The organism is Rheinheimera sp. (genome assembly GCF_037442345.1).
GTDB lineage: Bacteria > Pseudomonadota > Gammaproteobacteria > Enterobacterales > Alteromonadaceae > Pararheinheimera.
Map to the genome: position 1 here is coordinate 41,105 of NZ_JBBIQL010000016.1, position 20,566 is coordinate 61,670.

19 protein-coding genes are annotated in these 20,566 nt (G+C 54.7%); 8 read left to right on the forward strand and 11 right to left on the reverse strand.

Translation table 11 applies throughout. The features are described from left to right. Window position 1: 1 nt before the first annotated feature. On the forward strand, window positions 2-694 hold the full coding sequence (locus WKJ04_RS11280; protein WP_337880512.1) for a transporter substrate-binding domain-containing protein: 693 nt from the start codon (window positions 2-4) through the stop codon (window positions 692-694). Here WKJ04_RS11280 and WKJ04_RS11285 read toward each other — a convergent pair. The 5 genes from WKJ04_RS11285 to priA form a co-directional block, all read right to left on the reverse strand. Continuing rightward, the gene (locus tag WKJ04_RS11285; RefSeq protein WP_337880513.1) at window positions 684-1,073 is read right to left on the reverse strand and encodes a gamma-butyrobetaine hydroxylase-like domain-containing protein; all 390 of its coding nucleotides are present in this window, start codon (window positions 1,071-1,073) and stop codon (window positions 684-686) included. The two genes, WKJ04_RS11280 and WKJ04_RS11285, sit on opposite strands and share 11 nt — an antisense overlap. Further along, window positions 1,073-2,404 (reverse strand): HslU--HslV peptidase ATPase subunit, encoded by a 1,332-nt coding sequence (gene hslU / locus WKJ04_RS11290; protein ID WP_337880514.1) that lies wholly within the window; start codon window positions 2,402-2,404, stop codon window positions 1,073-1,075. Before hslU ends, WKJ04_RS11285 begins: the two co-directional genes overlap by 1 nt. Window positions 2,405-2,415: 11 nt before the next feature. Further along, window positions 2,416-2,934 carry an ATP-dependent protease subunit HslV gene (gene hslV, locus WKJ04_RS11295; RefSeq protein WP_337842263.1) on the reverse strand — a complete coding sequence of 173 codons (519 nt, stop codon included), beginning with the start codon at window positions 2,932-2,934 and terminating at the stop codon, window positions 2,416-2,418. A gap of 94 nt (window positions 2,935-3,028) precedes the next feature. Then, window positions 3,029-3,562, reverse strand: coding sequence for an SPOR domain-containing protein (locus WKJ04_RS11300; protein WP_337880515.1), 534 nt, complete (start codon window positions 3,560-3,562; stop codon window positions 3,029-3,031). Window positions 3,563-3,659: 97 nt separating this feature from the next. Next, window positions 3,660-5,831 (reverse strand): primosomal protein N', encoded by a 2,172-nt coding sequence (gene priA, locus WKJ04_RS11305; RefSeq protein ID WP_337880516.1) that lies wholly within the window; start codon window positions 5,829-5,831, stop codon window positions 3,660-3,662. A 206-nt stretch (window positions 5,832-6,037) separates the two neighbouring features. Between priA and rpmE the strand changes: the two genes are divergently transcribed. The 5 genes from rpmE to WKJ04_RS11330 all read left to right on the forward strand — a co-directional run bounded on the left by rpmE (window position 6,038) and on the right by WKJ04_RS11330 (window position 12,370). Continuing rightward, window positions 6,038-6,250, forward strand: a complete 213-nt coding sequence (rpmE, locus tag WKJ04_RS11310; RefSeq protein ID WP_337842260.1) for a 50S ribosomal protein L31 — start codon at window positions 6,038-6,040, stop codon at window positions 6,248-6,250. Window positions 6,251-6,853: 603 nt separating this feature from the next. Then, entirely contained in the window at window positions 6,854-10,114 is a 3,261-nt protein-coding gene (locus WKJ04_RS11315; RefSeq protein ID WP_337880517.1) for a winged helix-turn-helix domain-containing protein, read from the forward strand. A 25-nt stretch (window positions 10,115-10,139) separates the two neighbouring features. Further along, complete coding sequence (locus WKJ04_RS11320; protein ID WP_337880518.1) at window positions 10,140-10,526, forward strand: DP-EP family protein; 387 nt, start codon at window positions 10,140-10,142, stop codon at window positions 10,524-10,526. A gap of 261 nt (window positions 10,527-10,787) precedes the next feature. Continuing rightward, window positions 10,788-11,900, forward strand: coding sequence for a diguanylate cyclase (locus tag WKJ04_RS11325; RefSeq protein ID WP_337880519.1), 1,113 nt, complete (start codon window positions 10,788-10,790; stop codon window positions 11,898-11,900). A 95-nt stretch (window positions 11,901-11,995) separates the two neighbouring features. Next, window positions 11,996-12,370 (forward strand): rhodanese-like domain-containing protein, encoded by a 375-nt coding sequence (locus WKJ04_RS11330; protein ID WP_337880520.1) that lies wholly within the window; start codon window positions 11,996-11,998, stop codon window positions 12,368-12,370. Between the two features lie 514 nt (window positions 12,371-12,884). Here WKJ04_RS11330 and suhB read toward each other — a convergent pair. From suhB to WKJ04_RS11345, 3 genes are all read right to left on the reverse strand, one after another. Continuing rightward, a complete protein-coding gene (gene suhB, locus WKJ04_RS11335) occupies window positions 12,885-13,688 on the reverse strand; it encodes an inositol-1-monophosphatase (protein ID WP_337880521.1) in 804 nt (267 codons plus the stop codon). Between the two features lie 80 nt (window positions 13,689-13,768). Next, window positions 13,769-14,275, reverse strand: a complete 507-nt coding sequence (locus tag WKJ04_RS11340; RefSeq protein ID WP_337880522.1) for a response regulator — start codon at window positions 14,273-14,275, stop codon at window positions 13,769-13,771. Beyond that, window positions 14,272-15,504: a HAMP domain-containing sensor histidine kinase gene (locus WKJ04_RS11345; RefSeq protein WP_337880523.1), complete on the reverse strand. Its 1,233-nt coding sequence runs from the start codon at window positions 15,502-15,504 to the stop codon at window positions 14,272-14,274. Before WKJ04_RS11345 ends, WKJ04_RS11340 begins: the two co-directional genes overlap by 4 nt. 172 nt (window positions 15,505-15,676) lie before the next feature. Between WKJ04_RS11345 and sixA the strand changes: the two genes are divergently transcribed. Beyond that, window positions 15,677-16,165: a phosphohistidine phosphatase SixA gene (gene sixA / locus WKJ04_RS11350; protein WP_337880524.1), complete on the forward strand. Its 489-nt coding sequence runs from the start codon at window positions 15,677-15,679 to the stop codon at window positions 16,163-16,165. 154 nt (window positions 16,166-16,319) lie between these two features. Beyond that, the gene (locus tag WKJ04_RS11355) at window positions 16,320-17,273 is read left to right on the forward strand and encodes a kelch repeat-containing protein (protein ID WP_337880525.1); all 954 of its coding nucleotides are present in this window, start codon (window positions 16,320-16,322) and stop codon (window positions 17,271-17,273) included. A gap of 64 nt (window positions 17,274-17,337) precedes the next feature. Here the strand turns inward: WKJ04_RS11355 and purH are convergent, their stop codons facing one another. The 3 genes from purH to dusB all read right to left on the reverse strand — a co-directional run bounded on the left by purH (window position 17,338) and on the right by dusB (window position 20,534). Beyond that, entirely contained in the window at window positions 17,338-18,924 is a 1,587-nt protein-coding gene (gene purH, locus WKJ04_RS11360) for a bifunctional phosphoribosylaminoimidazolecarboxamide formyltransferase/IMP cyclohydrolase (RefSeq protein WP_337880526.1), read from the reverse strand. Between the two features lie 329 nt (window positions 18,925-19,253). Next, the gene (gene fis / locus WKJ04_RS11365) at window positions 19,254-19,544 is read right to left on the reverse strand and encodes a DNA-binding transcriptional regulator Fis (RefSeq protein ID WP_008897208.1); all 291 of its coding nucleotides are present in this window, start codon (window positions 19,542-19,544) and stop codon (window positions 19,254-19,256) included. A gap of 18 nt (window positions 19,545-19,562) precedes the next feature. Next, entirely contained in the window at window positions 19,563-20,534 is a 972-nt protein-coding gene (gene dusB / locus WKJ04_RS11370; RefSeq protein ID WP_337880571.1) for a tRNA dihydrouridine synthase DusB, read from the reverse strand. Between the last annotated feature and the right edge of the window lie 32 nt (window positions 20,535-20,566).

Consider the following 20,566-nt stretch of genomic DNA (forward strand, 5'->3'; position numbering starts at 1 on the left):
CATGAAACGGCGTGCTGCTTTGCTGCTGGGGGCATGTGGTCTGTGGGTGCAGGCCGCCGATTTTATTGCGGTCACCGAGTCCATGCCACCCATGCAGCAGGAGCAAGATGGCGTTCTGAGCGGCGAAAATGTTGACAGGGTGCGTGCTGTGCTGAAACAAGCCGGTTTATCGGCTGAGTTTCGTCTTTATCCCTGGGCCAGGGCCTACAACATGGCGCAGCGTCAGTCCAAAGTGCTGATATTTGCCTTGGCAAGAACACCGGCCCGTGAAGCCAAATTCCATTGGATAGGCAAACTGGTGGAGTTCAGGCTGGGGTTGGTGCGGCTGAAACAACGGGGAAGCCCGCTGAATAGTCTGGAGCAGCTGAAACACAAAACCATTGCGGTACAACGGGAAGATTCGGCCTATCAGTGGTTAGTCCAGGCTGGGTTTGCTGAAGGCAAGCAGCTGATGGTGGCGGCCAACTCCGAACAAAGCTGGTGGTTACTGGCCAATGGCAAAGTAGATTACGTCCTGGAGAACCCGTTGTTTCTGCCCGAAATTGAACGGCGCAACCAACTACCACCTGGCAGCCTGGTGTTTGACTGGGCTATTCCTGAGTTGTCAGCCAGCGCTTATCTGGCCGCCAGCCTGGGCACCCCGCCCGAACTGGTGCAACGGCTGCAACAGGCTTACGGGCAGCTTAAGGAATAAACCTGACGGCTATCTGGTCGTCGCGGCTGCCATTGGCCTGTTTCACCTGCGTCAGATACTGCTGCCACAACTGCTGTTGCTGTTCGGCCAGTTCACGCAAATACCCCCAGCTGTACAGGCCGGTAAAATGGCCGTCGTCAAACACCAGCTTCACCGCATAATGCCCCACAGGCACAATAGAGTGAATAGCCACCTGTTTTTTATGCAGCACCAGTGTGGCCTGACCATGGCCACGCACTTCTGCTGAAGGTGAAAACACCCGCAGCAATTCGGCCGGCAAGGAAAACTGCTGGCCGTCACTGAACTGCACATCCAGTGTTTTGCTGTGGCGGTGGTAATGCAGCCGGGTCACGACTGCTTGGGGGGATGCCTGCTGCATTACAGAATAAAGCGGCTTAAGTCTTCGTCCTGCACCAGGCTGTCCAGGTGGCTTTCGACATAAGCGGCGTCTATGGTGATCTGCTGGCCCTGATGGTCGGCCGCGTCAAAAGAAATATCTTCCAGCAGTCGTTCCATCACTGTGTAAAGGCGACGGGCACCAATATTCTCCAGCCGTTCATTCACCTGCCAGGCGGCATTGGCAATGCGGGATATGCCATCTTTCGTAAACTGAATATTCACCCCTTCGGTCGCCAGCATCGCTATGCTCTGCTCAGTGAGCGAGGCTTTGGGTTCGGTCAGAATACGCTCGAAGTCGGCGGCGCTCAGCGCTTCCAGCTCAACCCGGATCGGCAAACGGCCTTGCAGCTCAGGCACTAAATCGGACGGTTTCGCCAGCTGGAAAGCCCCGGACGCAATAAACAGAATATGGTCAGTTTTGACCATGCCGTGTTTGGTATTGACGGTGCAGCCTTCAATCAATGGCAGTAAATCGCGCTGCACCCCTTCACGGGACACGTCCGGGCCACTGGTTTCGCCGCGTTTGCAAATCTTGTCAATTTCATCAATAAAGACAATGCCGTTTTGCTCCACCGCATCCAACGCTTTCAGCTTCAGCTCTTCCGGGTTGACCAGACGGGCGGCTTCTTCTTCCACCAGTTGTTTAAAGGCGTCTTTGATTTTCAGTTTGCGGCTTTTCTTTTTATCACTGCCCAGGTTCTGGAACATCGACTGCAGCTGAGCCGTCATTTCTTCCATGCCCGGCGGCGCCATAATTTCCACACCCACTTGTGGGGCGGCCAGGTCGATTTCAATTTCTTTCTCGTCCAGCTGGCCTTCACGCAGCTTTTTACGAAACACCTGGCGGGTGGAATTGTCGCTGTCGGACTGCTGCACCTGACCCCAGCTGTCGCGGGCCGGTGGCAGTAATACATCCAGAATACGTTCTTCGGCCGCTTCTTCAGCGCGGAACTTGTTTTTTGCCACTTCCTGCTCACGGAACATTTTCACCGCGCTGTCGGTCAGGTCGCGGATAATGCTTTCCACTTCTTTACCGACATACCCCACTTCGGTGAATTTGGTGGCTTCCACTTTAATAAAAGGTGCGTTGGCCAGTTTGGCCAGGCGGCGGGCAATTTCAGTTTTGCCAACCCCAGTCGGGCCAATCATCAGAATGTTTTTTGGGGTGACTTCCTGGCGCAAAGCCGGGTCCAGCTGCATCCGGCGCCAGCGGTTCCGCAGCGCAATGGCCACAGCGCGTTTGGCTTTGCTCTGACCAATAATATGGCGGTCCAGTTCGTGCACTATTTCACGGGGTGTCATATCAGACATAAGGCAGTCTCTTACAATTCTTCGATGGTCTGGTGATGGTTGGTGAACACACAAATATCACCGGCTATGGTCAGGCTCTTTTCGACAATGTCCCGCGCTGACAATTCAGTATTCTGCAGCAGCGCTGTGGCGCTGGCCTGGGCGTAAGGGCCGCCGCTGCCAATGGCAATCAGGTCATGCTCGGGCTGGATCACATCGCCATTGCCGGTAATGATCAGCGAGCAGTTGGCATCGGCCACTGCCAGCAAAGCTTCCAGCCGGCGCAGCGCCCGGTCCGTGCGCCAGTCTTTTGCCAGCTCCACGGCCGCACGCATCAGATGGCCCTGGTGCATCTCCAGTTTGGCTTCAAAGCGTTCAAATAAGGTAAAAGCATCGGCGGTGCCGCCAGCAAAACCTGCCAGCACCTTGCCATGGTACAAACGCCGCACTTTACGGGCATTGCCTTTCATCACAGTGTTGCCCAGTGACACCTGGCCATCACCGCCCAAGGCCACATGGCCGTTGCGACGTACAGAAACAATAGTGGTCATGATAAATCCGGTAAGGACAGAAACATGCTGATGAAGTGGGGCAGTGGCGGCCGCTTTTCAAGGTTGCGGCCGTTTTTATAACTGAGCTTGCCGCTTAAATGGCCGCTATCCGGCAATCTGCTACTTTTTGCCGGTTCAGCCGGCTTTTTTCGCTTTCGGCCTGCCGTTTACTGGCATAAGGCCCTAAAGTGACCCGAAAGAATACGCCGTTTTTGCCTTCAATACGCCGCACTGTTGAGGCATAACCGGCAAAGGCAATTTTGGCTTTGAGCTGCTCGGCAGTTTCTTCAGAGCGGTAGACCCCACAATACATTTCAAAAGGACCTTTGTTTTCCAGCTCTTCCACCTTGACCTGAATTTCTTTGTTTTCCAGCTCTTTAATGTACTGGTACGGCTCAGCTTTTGGTTTAGGTGGCAGTTCTTTTTGCGGCGTAATGGCCGCTCTTTTCGCCGGTTCAGGAATGGCGACAGGTTCACGGGTGCTTAAATGGTATAAAAACCAGGCGAACGCCAGCAGCAGCGCAGCAGCCAGCACCATCAAAGGCCAGGGGTAGGTTTTTGGCGGTGGTGCATTTTTCTTCGGGCGGGGCTTGGCCCGGCCAGCTTTGACATAATCGCGTTGAGGCATAACAACTACTAAAACAAGCTAAAACAGGCATTCTACTGAAGTTTTATGAAAAAGACAGGGTTGGGGTCAGAGTACTACTCTGACCCCAACTTGCAGGTTAGCTTAAATCCAGCGGGTCCACATCCAGTTGCCATTTGAGTTTGCGGCTCAGCGGCCAGTCTTTCACGCTGGCTACAGCCTGCGCTAAGGCCTGATGCAGCACCTTGCGGTCTTTGCAGAACAGCTGCAGTTGCCAGCGGTATTTACCGGCTTTGCGTTCCATAGGGCAGGCCAAAGGGCCGAGCAATTGCACGGTCGGAAATGCCGCCAGCAGCTGCGCCAGTTGCTGCAGCCATTGCTGACATAGCTCCAGCTGCAGTGCTTCGGTGCGAAACAGCGCCAGATGCATATAAGGTGGCAACTGGGTGGACTGTCGCTCCAGCAAGGCGCTGCGGGCAAAAGAGGCATAGCCATTTTGAATCACGTCCTGCAGCAGCGTATGGCCGGGGTAATGGGTTTGCAGCAACACGGTGCCGGGTTCAACGCCGCGGCCTGAGCGACCGGCCACCTGCGTCAGCAGCTGCGCCAGTTGCTCAGGGGCACGAAAATCACTGCTGTACAAAGCGCCGTCCACATCCACAATGACTGCCAGTGCCACATTGGGAAAATGGTGGCCTTTGGCCAGCATCTGGGTGCCGACAATCAGCTGTGGCTCACCCTGCTGAATTTGCTGCAGTGCCTGATCCAGGCTGCCTTTGCGCCGCGTCGAATCCCGGTCCAGCCGGGTAATAGGCACCTTTGGGAACAGCAGCTGCAGCTGCTCTTCCAGTTGCTCCGTGCCCTGACCGACGGTCGATAACTGGGTGCTGCCACAGCTGCCGCACTGGCGTGGCACTGCTTTGATAGTGCCGCAGTGGTGGCACACCAGCTGGCGGCTTTGTTTGTGGTAGGTCATAAAGGCGCTGCAGCGCTGGCATTCGGTCAGCCAGCCGCACTCATGGCAAATCAGCGCCGGGGCAAAACCACGGCGGTTTAAAAACAGCAGCACCTGACGGCCCTTGTCCAGGCATTGCTGAATACGCTGACGGGTGAGGCCAGCCAGGCCTGCCTGCATCACCTGCTGTTTTAAGTCCACCAGTTCCACTTTGGGGACTGCCTGGCCTGTGGCGCGCTCTGGCAGTGGCAATGGGAAAAACCGGCCGGCCTGCACATTGGCCAGGCTTTCCAGGCTGGGCGTGGCCGAGCCCATCAGCACCGGCAGCTTTAACAATGAGGCGCGTTTAATGGCTAAATCGCGGGCGTGGTAACGAAAGCCATCCTGCTGCTTAAAAGACGCATCATGTTCTTCGTCCAAAATCAGCAGCTGCAGCCTGAAAAAAGGCAAAAACAATGCCGAGCGGGTGCCAATCAGAATCGCCAAATCGCCGGTCTGACAACGCTGCCAGACGGTAAAACGCTCGAGGTCAGTCATATTGGAATGCCAGACCCCGACCGGCACCGCAAAACGCTGCTCAAAACGCGCCAGGGTTTGTGGCGTCAGGCCAATTTCCGGCACCAGCACCAGCACCTGGCCGCCGGCGGCGACCACAGGGCTGATGCTTTGCAGGTAGACTTCAGTTTTACCCGAGCCGGTGACGCCATCCAATAAAAAGGTGGCGAATTGCCCAAGGCTTTGGGTCACCCGGCTGACCGCCAGCGCCTGCGCCGGGTTCAGCGGCAACGCTTTTTGCGCTTCCGGCTGGGGTGCATAAGGCCCATAAGGCAGCTCAATGGTTTGGGCATACTGCAGTTCTAAAAAGTAATTCAGGTCGCTGCGGCTGAACTGGCCCGCCAGGGCTTGCTGCTCTGGTGCAGTTTTTAGCAGCTGCCACAGTGCCAGGCGTTTCGGGGCCCGTTTAAATTGTTGCTCGTCCAGCGCGTTGCCCGCGTCGGTGAGCTGGTAACGCACAGTGCGGATGGGGTCGGCATTTTTACCTTCACGCAGCAGCGCGGGCAAGGCGCTGGTCAGCACTTCGCCCTGCGGATGGTGGTAATAATCGGCGGCAAACGACAATAACTGGCGTAAATCGGGCGCCAGCACAGGGCTGTTGTCCAGCACCTTCAGCACAGCTTTTAACTGCTCAGCAGGGTAGTGATCGACCGGCTGCAGTTGCCAGACAATGCCAATCAGCTCGCGGTTGCCAAAAGGCACCAACACCCGGCAGCCCGGACAAACCGGCTCAGACTCAGGCAACAGATAATCAAAATGTTGACGCAGCGGCAGCGGCAAGGCCACCCTAAGCACAATCACAACAGTTTTCCCGCATAAAAACAGGTGTTTAGTCTACTGAGGCCTTGGCCTGAACGCCATCGAAAAGAAATGCCTGGCCCAGTTGTTTTTTTAGGTTGAAACTTCAGCAGCTATCCATTAAGCTACGCGCCCTAAATTCACTGTAATACGTATGGTGTCTGACACATGGGTGATCAGATAGCGATACGGCCTAACGAGGTAACGCCATGAAACCAGGTATCCACCCGGAATACAAAGAAATCACTGCAACTTGTACTTGCGGTAACAGCTTCAAAACACACTCTGCTCTGTGCAAAGACATCCACTTGGACGTTTGCTCAGCTTGCCACCCGTTCTACACTGGTAAGCAGAAAGTGGCTGACGTAGGTGGTCGTGTTGACCGCTTCAAAAAACGCTTCAGCGTTCTGGGTGCCCGTTAATACTGGCGACCGACTTAAGAAAAAAAGCACCGCAAGGTGCTTTTTTTATGTCTGCCATCCCTGGCAGACCCCCTTCGGGCCAGTGCTTCGCACTGTTAAAAATCGTTCCTGACGATTTTTTATGTCAGCCGTCCTTGGCTTAGCGCGGGCGGGTCAAGACCCGCCCCTACAGCCAGCGTTCGATACACCGCATTGAAATCACCTGAGTTGCATCTATTGGCGTAGGGGCGTAGCTTGCTGCGCCCGTTCAAGACCCGCCCCTACAGCCTGCATTCGATCCTCAGCATTCAACGACGTAGGGGCGTAGCTTGCTGCGCCCATTCAAGACCATTAGCAAAGCAGTAATTGGTTACTGCGTAGTGAGCAATATAAAAGTGAGCGCGGGAGGCGCGAACGGGCGAACGCAGTAGTAACCTTTTGCTGATTTGCCTGAGTCTGATGCCCGTATTGAGCTTTGGCATCCACTGGTTACTCAAAAATGTTCATTTTTGCCGATTTGTTTAATCAAAATTGAAATATTCATCAAATCTTTACCGTTTTTGCTGCTGTGTTCTGCGGCCGAGTCCGATATAGTAAAAACAGAACAGCCATAATAATGACGGTATGGATACAACTTTTTTCTTTGGTGACTGCCAGGTAGACCCCAAAGCCAACACAATCCGCTTCGGTAAACAGCAAATCCCCGTCGAGCCTAAGGCCATGGATGTGCTGGTTTTTTTGTGCAGTCATGCCGGAGAGGTGTTAAGCGCCGACCAGATTACCCAACACTGCTGGCCTGAAGTGATAGGCGACAACCCGCTGCACAAAACTATTACCGCCTTGCGTAAAGCGCTGGGCGACAGCGCCACCAGCCCTGTTTATATCGAAACCATCCGCAAACGCGGTTACCGCACTGTCGCACCAGTGCGTTTTCCGGTGGGCCAGTTGCAGTTGGTCGAATCGACCCCCTGGCAACAAGGCTCGCCTTTCCCCGGCCTGCGGGCCTTTGACGCCAGCCATGCCCAGGTATTTTTTGGCCGGGGCAAAGCCATAGACGCTTTGTTGCAGGCCATTGCCCGCCAGGTCAATTTAGGCCGGGCGTTTTGCCTGGTATTAGGGCCCAGCGGCAGCGGTAAATCGTCGTTAATTCAGGCCGGTGTGCTGCCCAATTTGCAGCAGGAAACCGGTTACCACGGCGTGCGGGTGTTGTCGGCCAGCAGCCTGGATTTAGCCGACGTGGCCCCCGGCCGTTTATTCACTGAGCTGGCCAGCGCCATGCTGGACTGGGAGCTGGACGACAAACCTGTGTTTGTTGGCGAAAGTGCCGACAGCCTGGCCGAAAAACTGGCGTTCTCTTCAGAGCAAGTGCTGTTTCGTTGCCTGGCCCTGCTGAAACCTTACCAGCAGCACAAAAGCCGGCTGGCGCTTTTTATTGACCGGCTGGAAGTGCTGTTGTCAGCACCGCAGTTCAGCCCCGACGAGCGCCAGCAGTTTGTGGCCTTATTGGACCAACTGGCGCAAAGCGGTGCTGTGCTGGTGTTATGTGCCTGTCGTAACGAGTTTTACCCACAGCTGGCCACCTACCCGGCGCTGATGGCCGACAAACAGCGCGGCGCGCATTTTGACTTAGAGCCACCCAGTAAGCTGGAACTACAACAGATGATCCGCCTGCCAGCGCTGGCGGCCGGGCTTAGCTGGCAAACCGACCCGGTTAGCGGTATTGCGCTGGACGAACAACTGTGCAATGAAGCCGCCGACAACCCGGACGGCCTGCCGATGTTGCAGTATTTGCTGCAGCAGTTGTACTTAAAACGCAGTGAACAAAACCAGCTGTTATGGGCTGTGTACGAACAGTTGGGCGGGATGGAAGGCGCCATAGGCCAAACCGCCGAGCAGGTGTTAAGCCAATTGAGCAGCAACCAGCAAGCCGCCTTGCCCACTGTGTTGTCACTGCTGGTCACCTTACGTGACGACGAGCAGGTGGTCACCAGCCGCAGCGCGCCCTGGTCGGCACTGCAAAACAGCGAGCAACAACAGCTGGTGCAGGCGCTGGTTAATCAGCGCCTGCTGGTGTCACACCTGGACGACACCCGCCCCAGTTTCAGCATTGCCCATGAAGCGCTGCTGCGGCGCTGGCCTCGCGCCAGCGACTGGATAACCGCGCATTACCAGGCGCTGGCAGTAAAAAGCCGGCTGGTGCAACAAAGCAAACGTTGGCAACAGGAGCAGCAACACAGCGCTTATTTGCTGGCTGAAGGCAAACCTTTGCAGGAAGCCCAGTGGGTGCAGGCGCAGGGCTCGGTACTGCTGGAGCCCGACATTCGCCGTTATATTCAGGCATCCGCCAGCAAAGCCAACAGCAAACGCTGGGCCCGGCGTGGTCTGATGCTGCTGTTGTCGCTGTTAACTCTGCTGGCGGTGCTGATGAGCCTGCGCAGTTTTCAGGCCGAAAAAGACGCCCAGCAAAAGCGGCTGGCGGCCGAAAACCTGGTGGGGTTTATGGTGGGTGGTTTTGCCGACAAGCTGCGGCAAATAGGCCGCATGGACTTACTCGACGGCATCAGCAATAAAGCGCTGCAGTATTTTACCGACTTTACCAGCGCCGGCTCAGGCCAGTATTTAAGCCTGGAATCGCGCCTGCTGCATGGCCAGACGCTGGAAGCCATGGGCGAAGTGGCCTATTCCCGCGGCAAAACCGACGAAGCCACCACAGCTTTATTGGCGGCGCGCGAGCAACTGACTGCTGTATTAAAACAGCAGCCAGATAACCTGGAGCTGCTAAAAACCCTGGGTGCCAACGCCTTTTGGTTGGGCCAAATGCCGTACGACAATAAAGACTGGGCTGGCGCTTTGCCTTATTTACAGCAATACCACGACTACAGCGCTCGTATGCTGCAGCTGGCACCCAACGATTTTGATGCGGTGATGGAGCTGTCTTACGCCACTAATTCATTAGGCTCAGTGGCAATGAAACAACAGCAGTTTGATGTGGCTGTAAGCTATTTTGAAAAATCACTGGAGTTAAAGCTTAAAGCCCAACAAATATCACCTGACCACAGCACTTTAAAAGCGGATATTGCGGATAGCCGTTCATGGTTGGCCAGTGCGGCTATGACACAGGGGAATTTGGATAAGGCGATATCGATGCACTTGCAGATTCAGGCAGAATTTGAACATCCAAACAAAGGTACGATTTCCGATGCCTACTTGTTGTACAGAGTGTTTAACAGTTATGCCATATTGTCGACTATTTACGGATATCAGGGCTTCACTAAAAGGTCCTTTGATTTGGCATATCAGGCTTTTGAGTTGCTGCAGCAAGCGCTTGGTCAGGACCCTGAAAATAAGGGGTGGCAAAATGATTTGTTTAATCAAAAAGTGAAGTTAATGGTGCTTAATGGGCATATGCACGACTCTAGAGTTAGTTATACCCCTGAAACGCTAATGGAAGAGCTTGAAGCGAAAAGAAACGAATTCAGCAGTGAGCGGCATTACCTTAGGCTTAAAAATAGCCTACTACTAGAATCTGCAAACTACTACTTTGCGAAGGGGGTACAGCAGAAGGGGGCTGAGTTAGCGTCGCAGGCTATAGCTGCGTACCGGAAGCTTTATGCTGATGATTCCAAAAATCAAGGTATTGCACTTGCTTTGGCTGAGACTGAATTATTAGTGGCATTCAATTACAAACAACATCGTCAATTAAAACAAACTCAAGAATCCTGTTACAGAGCAAAAGAATTACTCGCTCCTCTGCAACAAAGGGATAAGAAGCCGCACCTTATTCAGCCATATGCCACAGCTCTTCAATGTTTGAATGAATTGGATCAGCATTCTGATGTGCAGCAGCTTGTCCAACAATCAGGTTTGGTGTTAGGCGAGCTTTAGTTTTTTATAACCCAAGGAGAACATAATGAATCCAACCAACTTAATTCAGGGCCCTGTTATTGAGGTGCTTATTAGCCTGAACGACAATCAGGAACCGCAGATCACTTATATGCAGGACGGCGCAGTAGCCTCAGGCAGTATTGTTGTGACTTGTGGCGAAACCATTACTTACCGTTTAGTTAATTCACCTGGTTATGCTTTTGTTGGTGCAGGTTTTTTAACACCAAATGACCATATTATTGATGCGGTGCAGGTATCGGCCGATGGCCAGGAACTGGTATTAATGGACGAAGACCAAGTGAAAGGCGTTACTAAATTTCAGCTGATCTTTACCAACCCAACCAATAGCTTGTTGTTATTAAGCCCAGACCCACAAATTGTTAATAAAGACGAAGAACCGCCTTTGTCATAAGCCGCTGTGTTGTTATGGTGCAAAGCCCCAGCCGGGGCTTTTCCTTGACCAGTTACTAATTAAGCTTTGTTTTCCAGCGAACTAGTCAGAATAAAACCCCGCTTTCCTATCAAATTACTCCGGAAGCTTGGCAGAAGATTGTGTTTTAGTTGAATAAAATCAGTAACTTAATCTGGAAGGTAACCAGAAGGTTTAAAGGGGGTGGATTTTTTATAGTGTGCTTATCAACACAAGGCCAGCAGGGCCCAGGGAGCGCACATAATGAAAACATCCACAGACACTTTTCCTCCATTTCCGGAAAAAACCACCGCCGATGCAGGCACCAATGTGCTGGCCTTTCACCCGCAGCAAGGCAGCCTGGCCGATTTACCGGCTGAACCCAAAGCCTCAGCCAAAGCTGCTGTCAGCCCGCCAGTCGCTGCATCGCAGCAAGCCCCTGCGCCGCAACCAAGCCCAGCACAACCTCAGCCAGCCAACCCGGCACAGCAGCAGCTGAATACTGCATTGCTGTGGGTGCATGCCATGGTGGATGCGGCGGTACTGGTGAATGCCAAAGGCAAAATTTTAGGCATTAACCGCTTTGCCGCCCGTTACCTGGGCACGACGCCAGATGCGTTAATGGGCCACTGCTGGCCAGATTTTCTGCTCAAACGCCACCAGCCGCGGTATTTAAGCCTGGTCGATTCGGCGTTAAAAGAGCTGTCGTCGCCGCAACATGGCCTGGCGGAAGTCAGCCTGATTAAAGTGAACGGCGAGCTGAAGGACGTGGAACTCAGTGTGTCACGCCTGCCGCTGGCCGAACCCACCTGGCTGGTGCTGATGCGCGATTTAAGCTTTTACAAAGAAGAATGCCTGAAGCTGCATATGCTGGCGTCCACCGACGCGTTAACGGCACTGCCCAACCGTCGCTTCTTCGACCAGCAGTTGCAGCAGCAGTGGCAGGAATGCCAGAGCAAACAAAGCCCGCTCAGTGTGCTGGTGATTGACGTGGATTTCTTTAAACAGTTTAACGACGAGCACGGCCATGTGCAGGGCGACGAATGCCTGCGCCGGGTAGCTGCCGCCATTTCGCTGGCCTTGCCTGCGGGCGTGGGGCTGGTGGCCCGCTATGGTGGTGAGGAATTTGCCATGTTGTTGCCGCACCACAATGCGCAGATGGCACAGCAAGTGGCGCTGAATGTGCAGCGTAAGGTGCAGCAGCTGGATTTCAGTGAACAAGGCCTGTCTGCTGAGGTGACTGTGTCGGTCAGTCAGGGCATTGCCACGGAAAGCCGGGGCTTGTACCCCAACGCCCAGGCGTTGCTGGCAGCGGCTGACACCGCGCTGTACCGCGCCAAAAGCGAAGGCCGTGACCGTATTGGCCAAAGCTGCTAAGGGCTTTGGCTTTTCAAAGGTAAACCGCGGCGGTTGCCAAATTGGGCATCGCCGTTACAATCGAAGGTTTTGGGGTAAACAGATAAGGCCTTCTGATGAGTAAACAACATTCTGCTGGTTTTCTGGCGCTGGTCAATGACGCCAAAAGCCGGGTGACTGAACTCAGCATAACCGACTTGCAGCAGTTTAACCGGCCTTATGTGCTGGTGGATGTACGCGAAGACCACGAATGGCAGGCCGGGCACTTACCCGGCGCTTTGCATTTGGGCAAAGGCATTCTTGAACGTGATATTGAAAAAGCGGTGCCGGACCTGCAGCAAACCCTGGTGTTGTATTGCGGTGGCGGTTTTCGCTCGGCTTTAGCGGCCGATATGCTGCAAAAAATGGGCTACAAAGACGTACTCAGCCTGGCCGGTGGTTACAGCGCCTGGGTAGCCGCCGATTTGCCTTTGCATCAGCCGGGGGCTTAACGAAGGCGGGCCTGCAGGGCGGGCGCAGCAAGCTACGCCCCTACAGAATTAAACGATGCGTTACGTAGGGCAGGGTTTTAACCCTTCCGAACCAGAGAAGACCGAAAGGCAAAGCATCAGATACACCAGTGACGGCCGCCCAATCTCCCGTAGAGGCGAGCCGATGAAAAACGATGATTTGAGGTTTTAAACTGGAGGGTGTTTGAGTGAGGCATGGTATTGCCGAACGAGTTACTCCAGCGCCTCAAATCATTGAATTTTCAGCGGGCTTTATGCGGACTGCGTCCTTCCCTTCGGGCCAGCTAAAGCTGTTCAGCGCAAGCGCTGTCGAGCCAAACCGGGTCGCCTTTTCTTTGGATACTTTCTTTTGGCGAAGCAAAAGAAAGTATTTCGCCTAGGGCGAAGCAATCATGTTGATGACTCAAAAGAAACATCTTTAGAAATGACAATGCCAGTCAGCTGCACTGACTGGCATTGGGCCGTAGGGGGGTAACCCTCCCGAACTGACGCCGAATTACTTCAGCAGAGAATCGCTTAAATGCGGGCGCATGGTTTTCAGCATATTGCCCAGCAGTTTCGGGCTGGCCGCTACTGTGTTGCCGCTGCGCAGGTAGTTGTTGCCACCGGCAAAGTCGCTGACCAGACCACCGGCTTCACGCACCAGTAAATCACCGGCGGCAATGTCCCATGGCTTTAAGCCAATTTCCCAGAAACCATCCATACGGCCAGCAGCCACGTAGGCTAAATCCAGCGCGGCAGAACCGGCGCGACGCACGTCAGCGGCGTCTGTGATAAAGCTTTTAAAGGTGGCCAGGTAAGCATCCATATGGTGCTTTTGTTTAAAGGGGAAGCCAGTGGCTAACAGGGCGCCGTTAATGTCTGGCAGGTTGGTGGTACGGATACGGCGGCCGTTTAATTGGGCGCCGGCACCCCGGCTGGCGGTAAAGACTTCGCCGCGCAGCGGGTCAAATACCACGGCTTGTTCGGTGCGGCCATTGACACGCAGCGCAATAGAAACGGCAAAATGAGGAATGCCTTTGATAAAGTTGGCGGTACCATCGAGCGGGTCGATGATCCATTGGTAATCGCTGTTGTTGTTGCTGTGTTCGCCAAACTCTTCGCCGATAATATTATGGTCTGGGAATGACTTGCGCAAAACGGCCACAATGGCGTGCTCTGCTTCCTGGTCAACGTTGGTGACAAAATCGTTGGTGCCTTTCTGGCTGGTCTGTACCCGGTCTAACTCGCCATAAGCTTTGGCGATAATATTACCCGCGCTGCGCGCAGCACGAATGGCGATGTTTAACATCGGATGCATAAGCGATTACCTTATTGTATAAAGAACAGTCAAAAGAGCGGCGCGTATTGTAGCGGCTCAGCACAAAAAGTAAAGCAAATTCAGGGGCGGTGTTTTTGCAGTTTACGCTGCAGGGTACGGCGGTGCATATTCAGTAATTTCGCGGTTTGCGACACATTGCCTTGCTGCTGCTCCAGCACCCGCTGAATATGTTCCCACTCCAGTTGCTCTGGCGATAACAATGCGGTGCTGTTGTCTGGCTGCGGCGCACCTTCGAGCGCGGCCAGCAGCAAGGCAAAATCCAGAGGTTTGGTCAGGTAGTCGTCGGCACCGGCTTTTACGGCCTGCACCGCCGTGGCAATGCTGGCAAAGCCGGTCAGCAGTAAAATGCGGCAGTGCGGCAGGGCCTGGCGCAGCGGGGCAATAAAATCCAGCCCTGACTGTGGGCCAAAACGTAAATCCAGCAGGTACGCATCGGCCTGGCTGTCCACCAGCGCTTGCGGGCTTTGTGGCTGGCTAAAGCTCTGCACCTGATGGCCTTGCTGTTCCAGCCGCCGGCTTAAGGTGCGGATTAAGGTTTCGTCGTCGTCCACTAACACCAGTTTCATCGCGTTTTCGCCCCGGCAAAAAAAATTTCTGTGCAGCTGCCACCCTCCGGCAGGTTGTAGCGTTTCACCTGGGCGCCTAAACGTTGCAGCGAGACGGTGGCCAGAAACTGGCCCAGCCCCAGGCCCTGTTCACTGGGTTGTACGACCCGGCCCAGTTGCTGCAGTTGTTGTTCACTCAGGCCGGGGCCAAAGTCGCGGATGCGCAGCAGTACTGTGCCGTTCTGGCTGGTCAGGTCCAGCTCCAGCTGATTGCTGTCACACTGGGCGCTGGCGGTGGCCGCGTTGTCCAGCACATTAAACAAAGCAGCGGTAATGCTTAAGGCTTCGCTGACCGGCTGAGCGGAACCGTCGTGCTGGTGGCGCAAACTGGCGCTGATCTCAGGCCGGCTGACCAGCCAGAGCTGCAGGCTTTGTGACAGCAGTTGGGTAAGATCCTGCGGCTGTTCATCCCGTAACTGCTGCGCACTGTGGCGCAGCTGCTGCACCAGCGCACTGCATTTATCCAGCTGGGTCAGCATATCTTGCTTCAGCTCGGTGGGTAGTGGGTGTTCCTGCAGTTCGTCGGCCAGCAGGGTGAGGTTTTGCAGTGGGGTGGCCAGATCGTGGGCCGCATTGGCCGCATAAGTGGCCACCACCAGCAGCTGTTCGTGTTGCGCCTGCTGGTGGTGTAACTGCGCCAGCTGGTTATTCTGCCGGCGGATCTGTTGGGTCTGCGAGCTGATAAACCAGCTGACGATCAGCGCCGAAACGGTAAAACCCCACCACATCTGCTGTAAATGCTGGGCCATGGCTTCGCTCTGGTGGTGCATCGCGTGCGGGTTGCTGCTGAGCTGCCACTGGGTCAGCAGGCTGTAACAGCAAATAGCCAGCGCGGCAAACAACTGGCTGGACAGAGGCGGCAATAACATAGCGCTGACCGCCACCGGCAGCAGTAACACTGCTGTCAGGCCATTGCTGGCACCACCGCTTTGTGCCAGCTGCAAGGTCATCACGGCAATATCCAGCAGCAGCGCTAAAGCCGCCAGTCGCAGCGGGTAGCTGGCGTGTCGGCTCAGCCGGTCAAGCACAGGGTTGGAGAGCAGATGCAAGACTGCCAGGCTCAGCAATAAGGGCCAGGACCAGACGGGCTGGTCAATCAGCCAGGCAAACAGCAAGGCTGCTGCTTCCAGTGCCAGCAGGCCCCAACGAAAACGGATGAGTTGCATCAGCGGATGATCAGGGGTTGGCATGCCAAAAGCCGGGCTCCGGGAAAGCAGGTCAGAACTGACAGCAGTCTAACGGATACGGCGCTGTTGGGGAATGCGGCAAAAAGTCGCAGAGGCAACCGAAACCTTGCTGGTCATACGGCTGTCATTTAGCTTGGTTAGAGTGCCGCGCAACAAAACTGGAGGCGAAAGCGCGATGAAATCTGTGTTGTATCTGATGCGGCATGCAACGGCCGATGTACGTTCGGGCCTGGTGGATGATATGGATAGGTGCCTGAATGAAAAAGGCCGGTTGCAGGCGCGGCGTGTGGCGGCCTTTATGCAAAAACACCAGCTGATCCCGGATAAAATTTTGTGCAGCCCTTATGCCAGAGCGGTGCAGACCGCGGCGCTGATGCGCAAAGATTTAGAGCTGACCGAAGCCGTCGCTGAGCAGGACTGGTTAGCGCCCGGTACTGCTGCAGAGCTGATGGCACAACAGATTAAAGCCCAGTTGACCGATGGGCAGGCGCTGCTGGTGGTGGGGCATGAGCCCGAGCTAGCTATGCTGATCCAGCAGTTGCTGGGGTTGTCGGCGGCTTTTGTTGAACTGAAAAAGGCCTCGTTAAGCTGCCTGGAGTTTGACCACGACCCCGGCCTGCCGGTGCGTCTCGCCTGGAGTATTCCAGCGCGTTTAATGGGTTAAACCACCAAAATGAATGGGGTCAGAGTACTACTCTGACCCCATTCATTTTTAGCTGTATTCCGGTGCGCTTCATGGGCTGATTGGCTGTCGCTGTGACGGAGTCTTGTGCTAAGTTACGCGCTGTTAACATTTTACCTCTGATAAGGATATCCAGATGCAAAAGCTGTATGCGTTTTGTCTTGTATTGTTTCTGCTGGCGGGCTGTAGCAGTACGCCGCAATCCAACCCACACTTTAGCCAGTTACACAGAGCCCGCATGGGCCACGCCGCTGTGCCCATTGGCGACCAGATTTATGTGCTGGGTGGCAGCAACGACAGTGGTTTTCTTGGCGATGTGGAAGTAATAGACACCCAGAGCGGCCAGGTGCGCCAGCTCAGCAGTAAACTATTGCCCCGGCGTTATTTCTCAGCGGTGTGGGATGGCAAAGAATCCATTTATATTCTGGGCGGCGAGGTTGCACTGAAGAACGTGGTGTCGTTGGAGCGGCGGGTGGAAGTGCTGAATATCCGCAGTGGTGAAGTGAGCTTTGCGCCGAATTTGCCGGAACCCACCCGGATGAATGCCGCAGTGCGGCTGAACCATGAAATTTGGGTGTTGGGCGGTTCTGATGCACACAAAGGCACCCTGACAGCCCGCGATTTAGTGGCGGTTTACAATTTAAAGCGCGGCAGCTGGCGGCGCGGCCCAGTGATGGCAACTGGCAAAGATGTGGAACTGGCCGAACTCAATGGTCAGCTCTATCTGGTGGGCGGTTATAACGGTAAGACTGGGTTAAATACGGTGGAACGGCTGGACAGCTCCAACCATAGCTGGCACGCCGAGCCTGACCTGCCGCAGGCTACCAGTGCCAATGCGGTGGCGAGTTGTGACAACACCTTGGTGAGTTTTGGTGATTACCAGCAAATGGACAGAGTGATGCTGTGGCAGCCGGGCCGTGCCGGCTGGCAGCAACTGCAGCTTCCGATGGTACCGGCGCGTCATGCTTCAGCGGTGCGGGTCAACAACAGCCTGTATCTGATTGGTGGCAATACAGGTAGCAGTGGGCCTTATGTGGGCGCAGTGCAGCGGTTTGACTGTGCTGAGTTACTGGCCGCCGCCGGGCTGTGATATCGGTCTGAGCGCCAATAAAAAAGGGCAGAGTTTAACTCTGCCCTTCGTTTTTACGTCAGGATTAGTGACGGAAGTGGCGCACGCCGGTAAATACCATCGCCATGCCGTGTTCGTCGGCAGCGGCAATGACTTCAGCGTCGCGCATGGAACCACCTGGCTGGATCACGGCGGTGATGCCAGCGGCGGCTGCGGCGTCGATACCATCGCGGAACGGGAAGAAAGCGTCAGACGCCATCACAGAACCTTTCACTTCCAGGTTTTCGTCAGCCGCTTTAATACCGGCAATTTTCGCACTGTAAACGCGGCTCATCTGGCCGGCACCGACGCCAATGGTCATGCTGTCTTTCACGTAGACAATGGCGTTGGATTTGACGTACTTGGCCACTTTCCAGCAGAACATTAAATCACGCAGCTCGTCCGCCGTTGGCTGACGTTTGGTCACAACTGTTAAATCGCTTGCGCTGACCATCTTCTGGTCACGGTCTTGCACCAGTACACCACCGTTCACGCGTTTGATATCAAAACCCGTGGTTTTGCTATTCCACTCGCCACAAACCAACAGGCGCACATTGGGTTTTTTCGCCACTACGGCGGCCGCTTCGGCAGTGGCTGTGGGGGCAATAATCACTTCAACAAACTGACGGCTGACAATGGCTTCGGCAGTGGTCGCGTCCAGCTCACGGTTAAAGGCAATAATGCCGCCGAAAGCGGAAGTCGGGTCGGTTTTGTAAGCGCGCTCATAGGCCGCCAGAATGCTGTCGCCAATGGCCACACCACAAGGGTTGGCGTGTTTGACAATCACGCAGGCCGGTTCGGCGAATTCTTTGACACATTCCAGCGCTGCGTCGGTGTCGGCAATGTTGTTGTACGACAGCTCTTTGCCTTGCAACTGAGTGGCGCTGGCTACTGACGCTTCCTGAATGTTGCTTTCTACATAAAAGGCTGCGGCCTGGTGGCTGTTTTCGCCGTAACGCAGGTCTTGTTTTTTCACAAACTGCGCGTTAAAGGTGCGTGGGAACTGGCTTGGCTGGGCGTCGGCCACATTATAGGCTGGCAGCATGGTGCCGAAGTAATTGGCAATCATGCCGTCGTACTGGGCTGTGTGTTCAAAAGCGCTGATGGCCAGGCTGAAGCGCAGGGCGTGCGTGGTGGCGCCGTTGTTGGCTTCCAGCTCGGCCAGTACTTTGGCGTAGTCGCTGGCGTTCACCACAATGGTCACGTCTTTGTGGTTTTTCGCGGCAGCGCGCACCATGGTCGGGCCGCCGATGTCGATATTCTCTACCGCGTCTTCCAGGGTGCAGCCTGGTTTAGCCACAGTCTGAGCAAAGGGATACAGGTTCACCACCACCAGGTCGATAGGCGCGATCTGGTGTTGTGCCATCACGGCTTCGTCGGTACCACGACGGCCTAAAATGCCGCCATGCACTTTCGGATGCAGGGTTTTCACCCGGCCATCCATAATTTCCGGGTGGCCTGTGTAGTCAGATACTTCAATCACTGGAATGCCCTGGTCGGCCAGCAGTTTGGCGGTGCCGCCGGTGGACAGTAATTCCACGCCGCGCTGGTGCAGCGCTTTGGCAAACTCAACAATACCGGTTTTGTCAGACACACTTAATAAAGCGCGACGGATTGGACGAGCTGCGTTCATTGGATCATTCTCCGCTGTAATGGTTAATTCGGACCAGCGCTACTGTGTTTCACAGCTTTGGGACAACAAAACAGCCTGGACATAAGCATAGAGAAAAAGGCTTTGCTGTGTCGCTGGGATCGCTGGTGACATCCCTTATTTATTCAACGTATTCTTTAAAGTGATTCCGCTAAGTATTTGGCGTTGCAGCAAGGCGGCAAGGATTCGAGTCCTCCACTATGTGACTGGGCGAGAATCCGCAGCCAACGACGCTGCAGCGTCAAGTACAACGGGAAAAAACAAAAAAGCACCCGAAGGTGCTTTTTGGCGGGACTTCTCCCGCAGGGGCATTAACTCATGCCGTACTGTTTCAGCTTCTTACGCAGCGTACCGCGGTTGATGCCCATCAGGTTGGCGGCGCGGGTCTGGTTGCCGCGGGTGTACTTCATCACTTCTTCTAACAATGGCTTTTCTAATTCAGATAACACCAGCTCATACAGGTCATTGACGTCCTGACCATTTAATTGCTGTAAGTAGTTCGCCACTGCCTTCTGAACCGCGTTGCTCAGAGGCTGCGGTTTTTCCTGAGTCTGTACATGGGCATTGGTGATAAATGGCGAAGTCACGTTTTGATTAAACATTGCCTATTCTCTTTTACGTTAGGTTGCTGCTAGTTGTTCGAAATACACATTAAGTGCATCCAGCTGGACATGGCCCAGCTCGATGCCATTAAACTCACTGCGGAACACGCCTTCGCTGTCATGTTCTGCCAGGTACCAACCCACATGCTTGCGGGCTATACGCGGGCCTAACACCTCTCCATACAACTGGTGTAAACCGCGGACATGCTCCAGCATGATATCCCGCACTTCGCTGATGGCCGGAGCCGCCAACGTCTGGCCTGTGGCCAGATAGTGCACCACTTCACGGAAAATCCAGGGACGCCCCTGAGCCGCACGACCAATCATGATGGCGTCGGCTCCAGTGTAATCCAGCACAAACCTGGCTTTTTCCGCTGTGGTGATGTCGCCATTGGCGATCACCGGAATGGACACATTTTGTTTGATCGTGCGGATCGTGTCGTACTCCGCCTCTCCTTTATACATACAGGCTTTGGTGCGGCCATGCACAGCCAGCGCCTGTATGCCATTGTCTTGGGCAATCCGGGCTATGTGCACCCCGTTGCGGTGCTCCGGATCCCAGCCGGTACGGATCTTTAAGGTGACTGGTACTTTGACCGCATTCACCACAGCGCGGACGATTTGTTCAACCAGCTCCGGGTATTGCAGCAGGGCAGAGCCCGCCAGTTTTTTATTCACCTTTTTGGCCGGACATCCCATATTGATGTCGATGATCTGGGCGCCGTGTTCCACATTAAACACGGCCGCTTCGGCCATCTGCTCCGGGTCCGCACCTGCGATCTGAATCGAGCGAATGCCACTTTCATCCTGATGTGTCATCCGATTTAGCGATTTTTCGCTTTGCCAGACCAAAGGATTGCTCGACATCATTTCTGACACAGCTAAAGCTGCGCCAAAACGTCGGCAAAGCTCGCGAAAAGTGTAATCTGTCACTCCGGCCATCGGAGCACAAATCACATTGTTCTCAAGTTGGTATGGACCTATGCGCACCGCTAAAACCAAGGCTCGACCCTGAAGGGGCG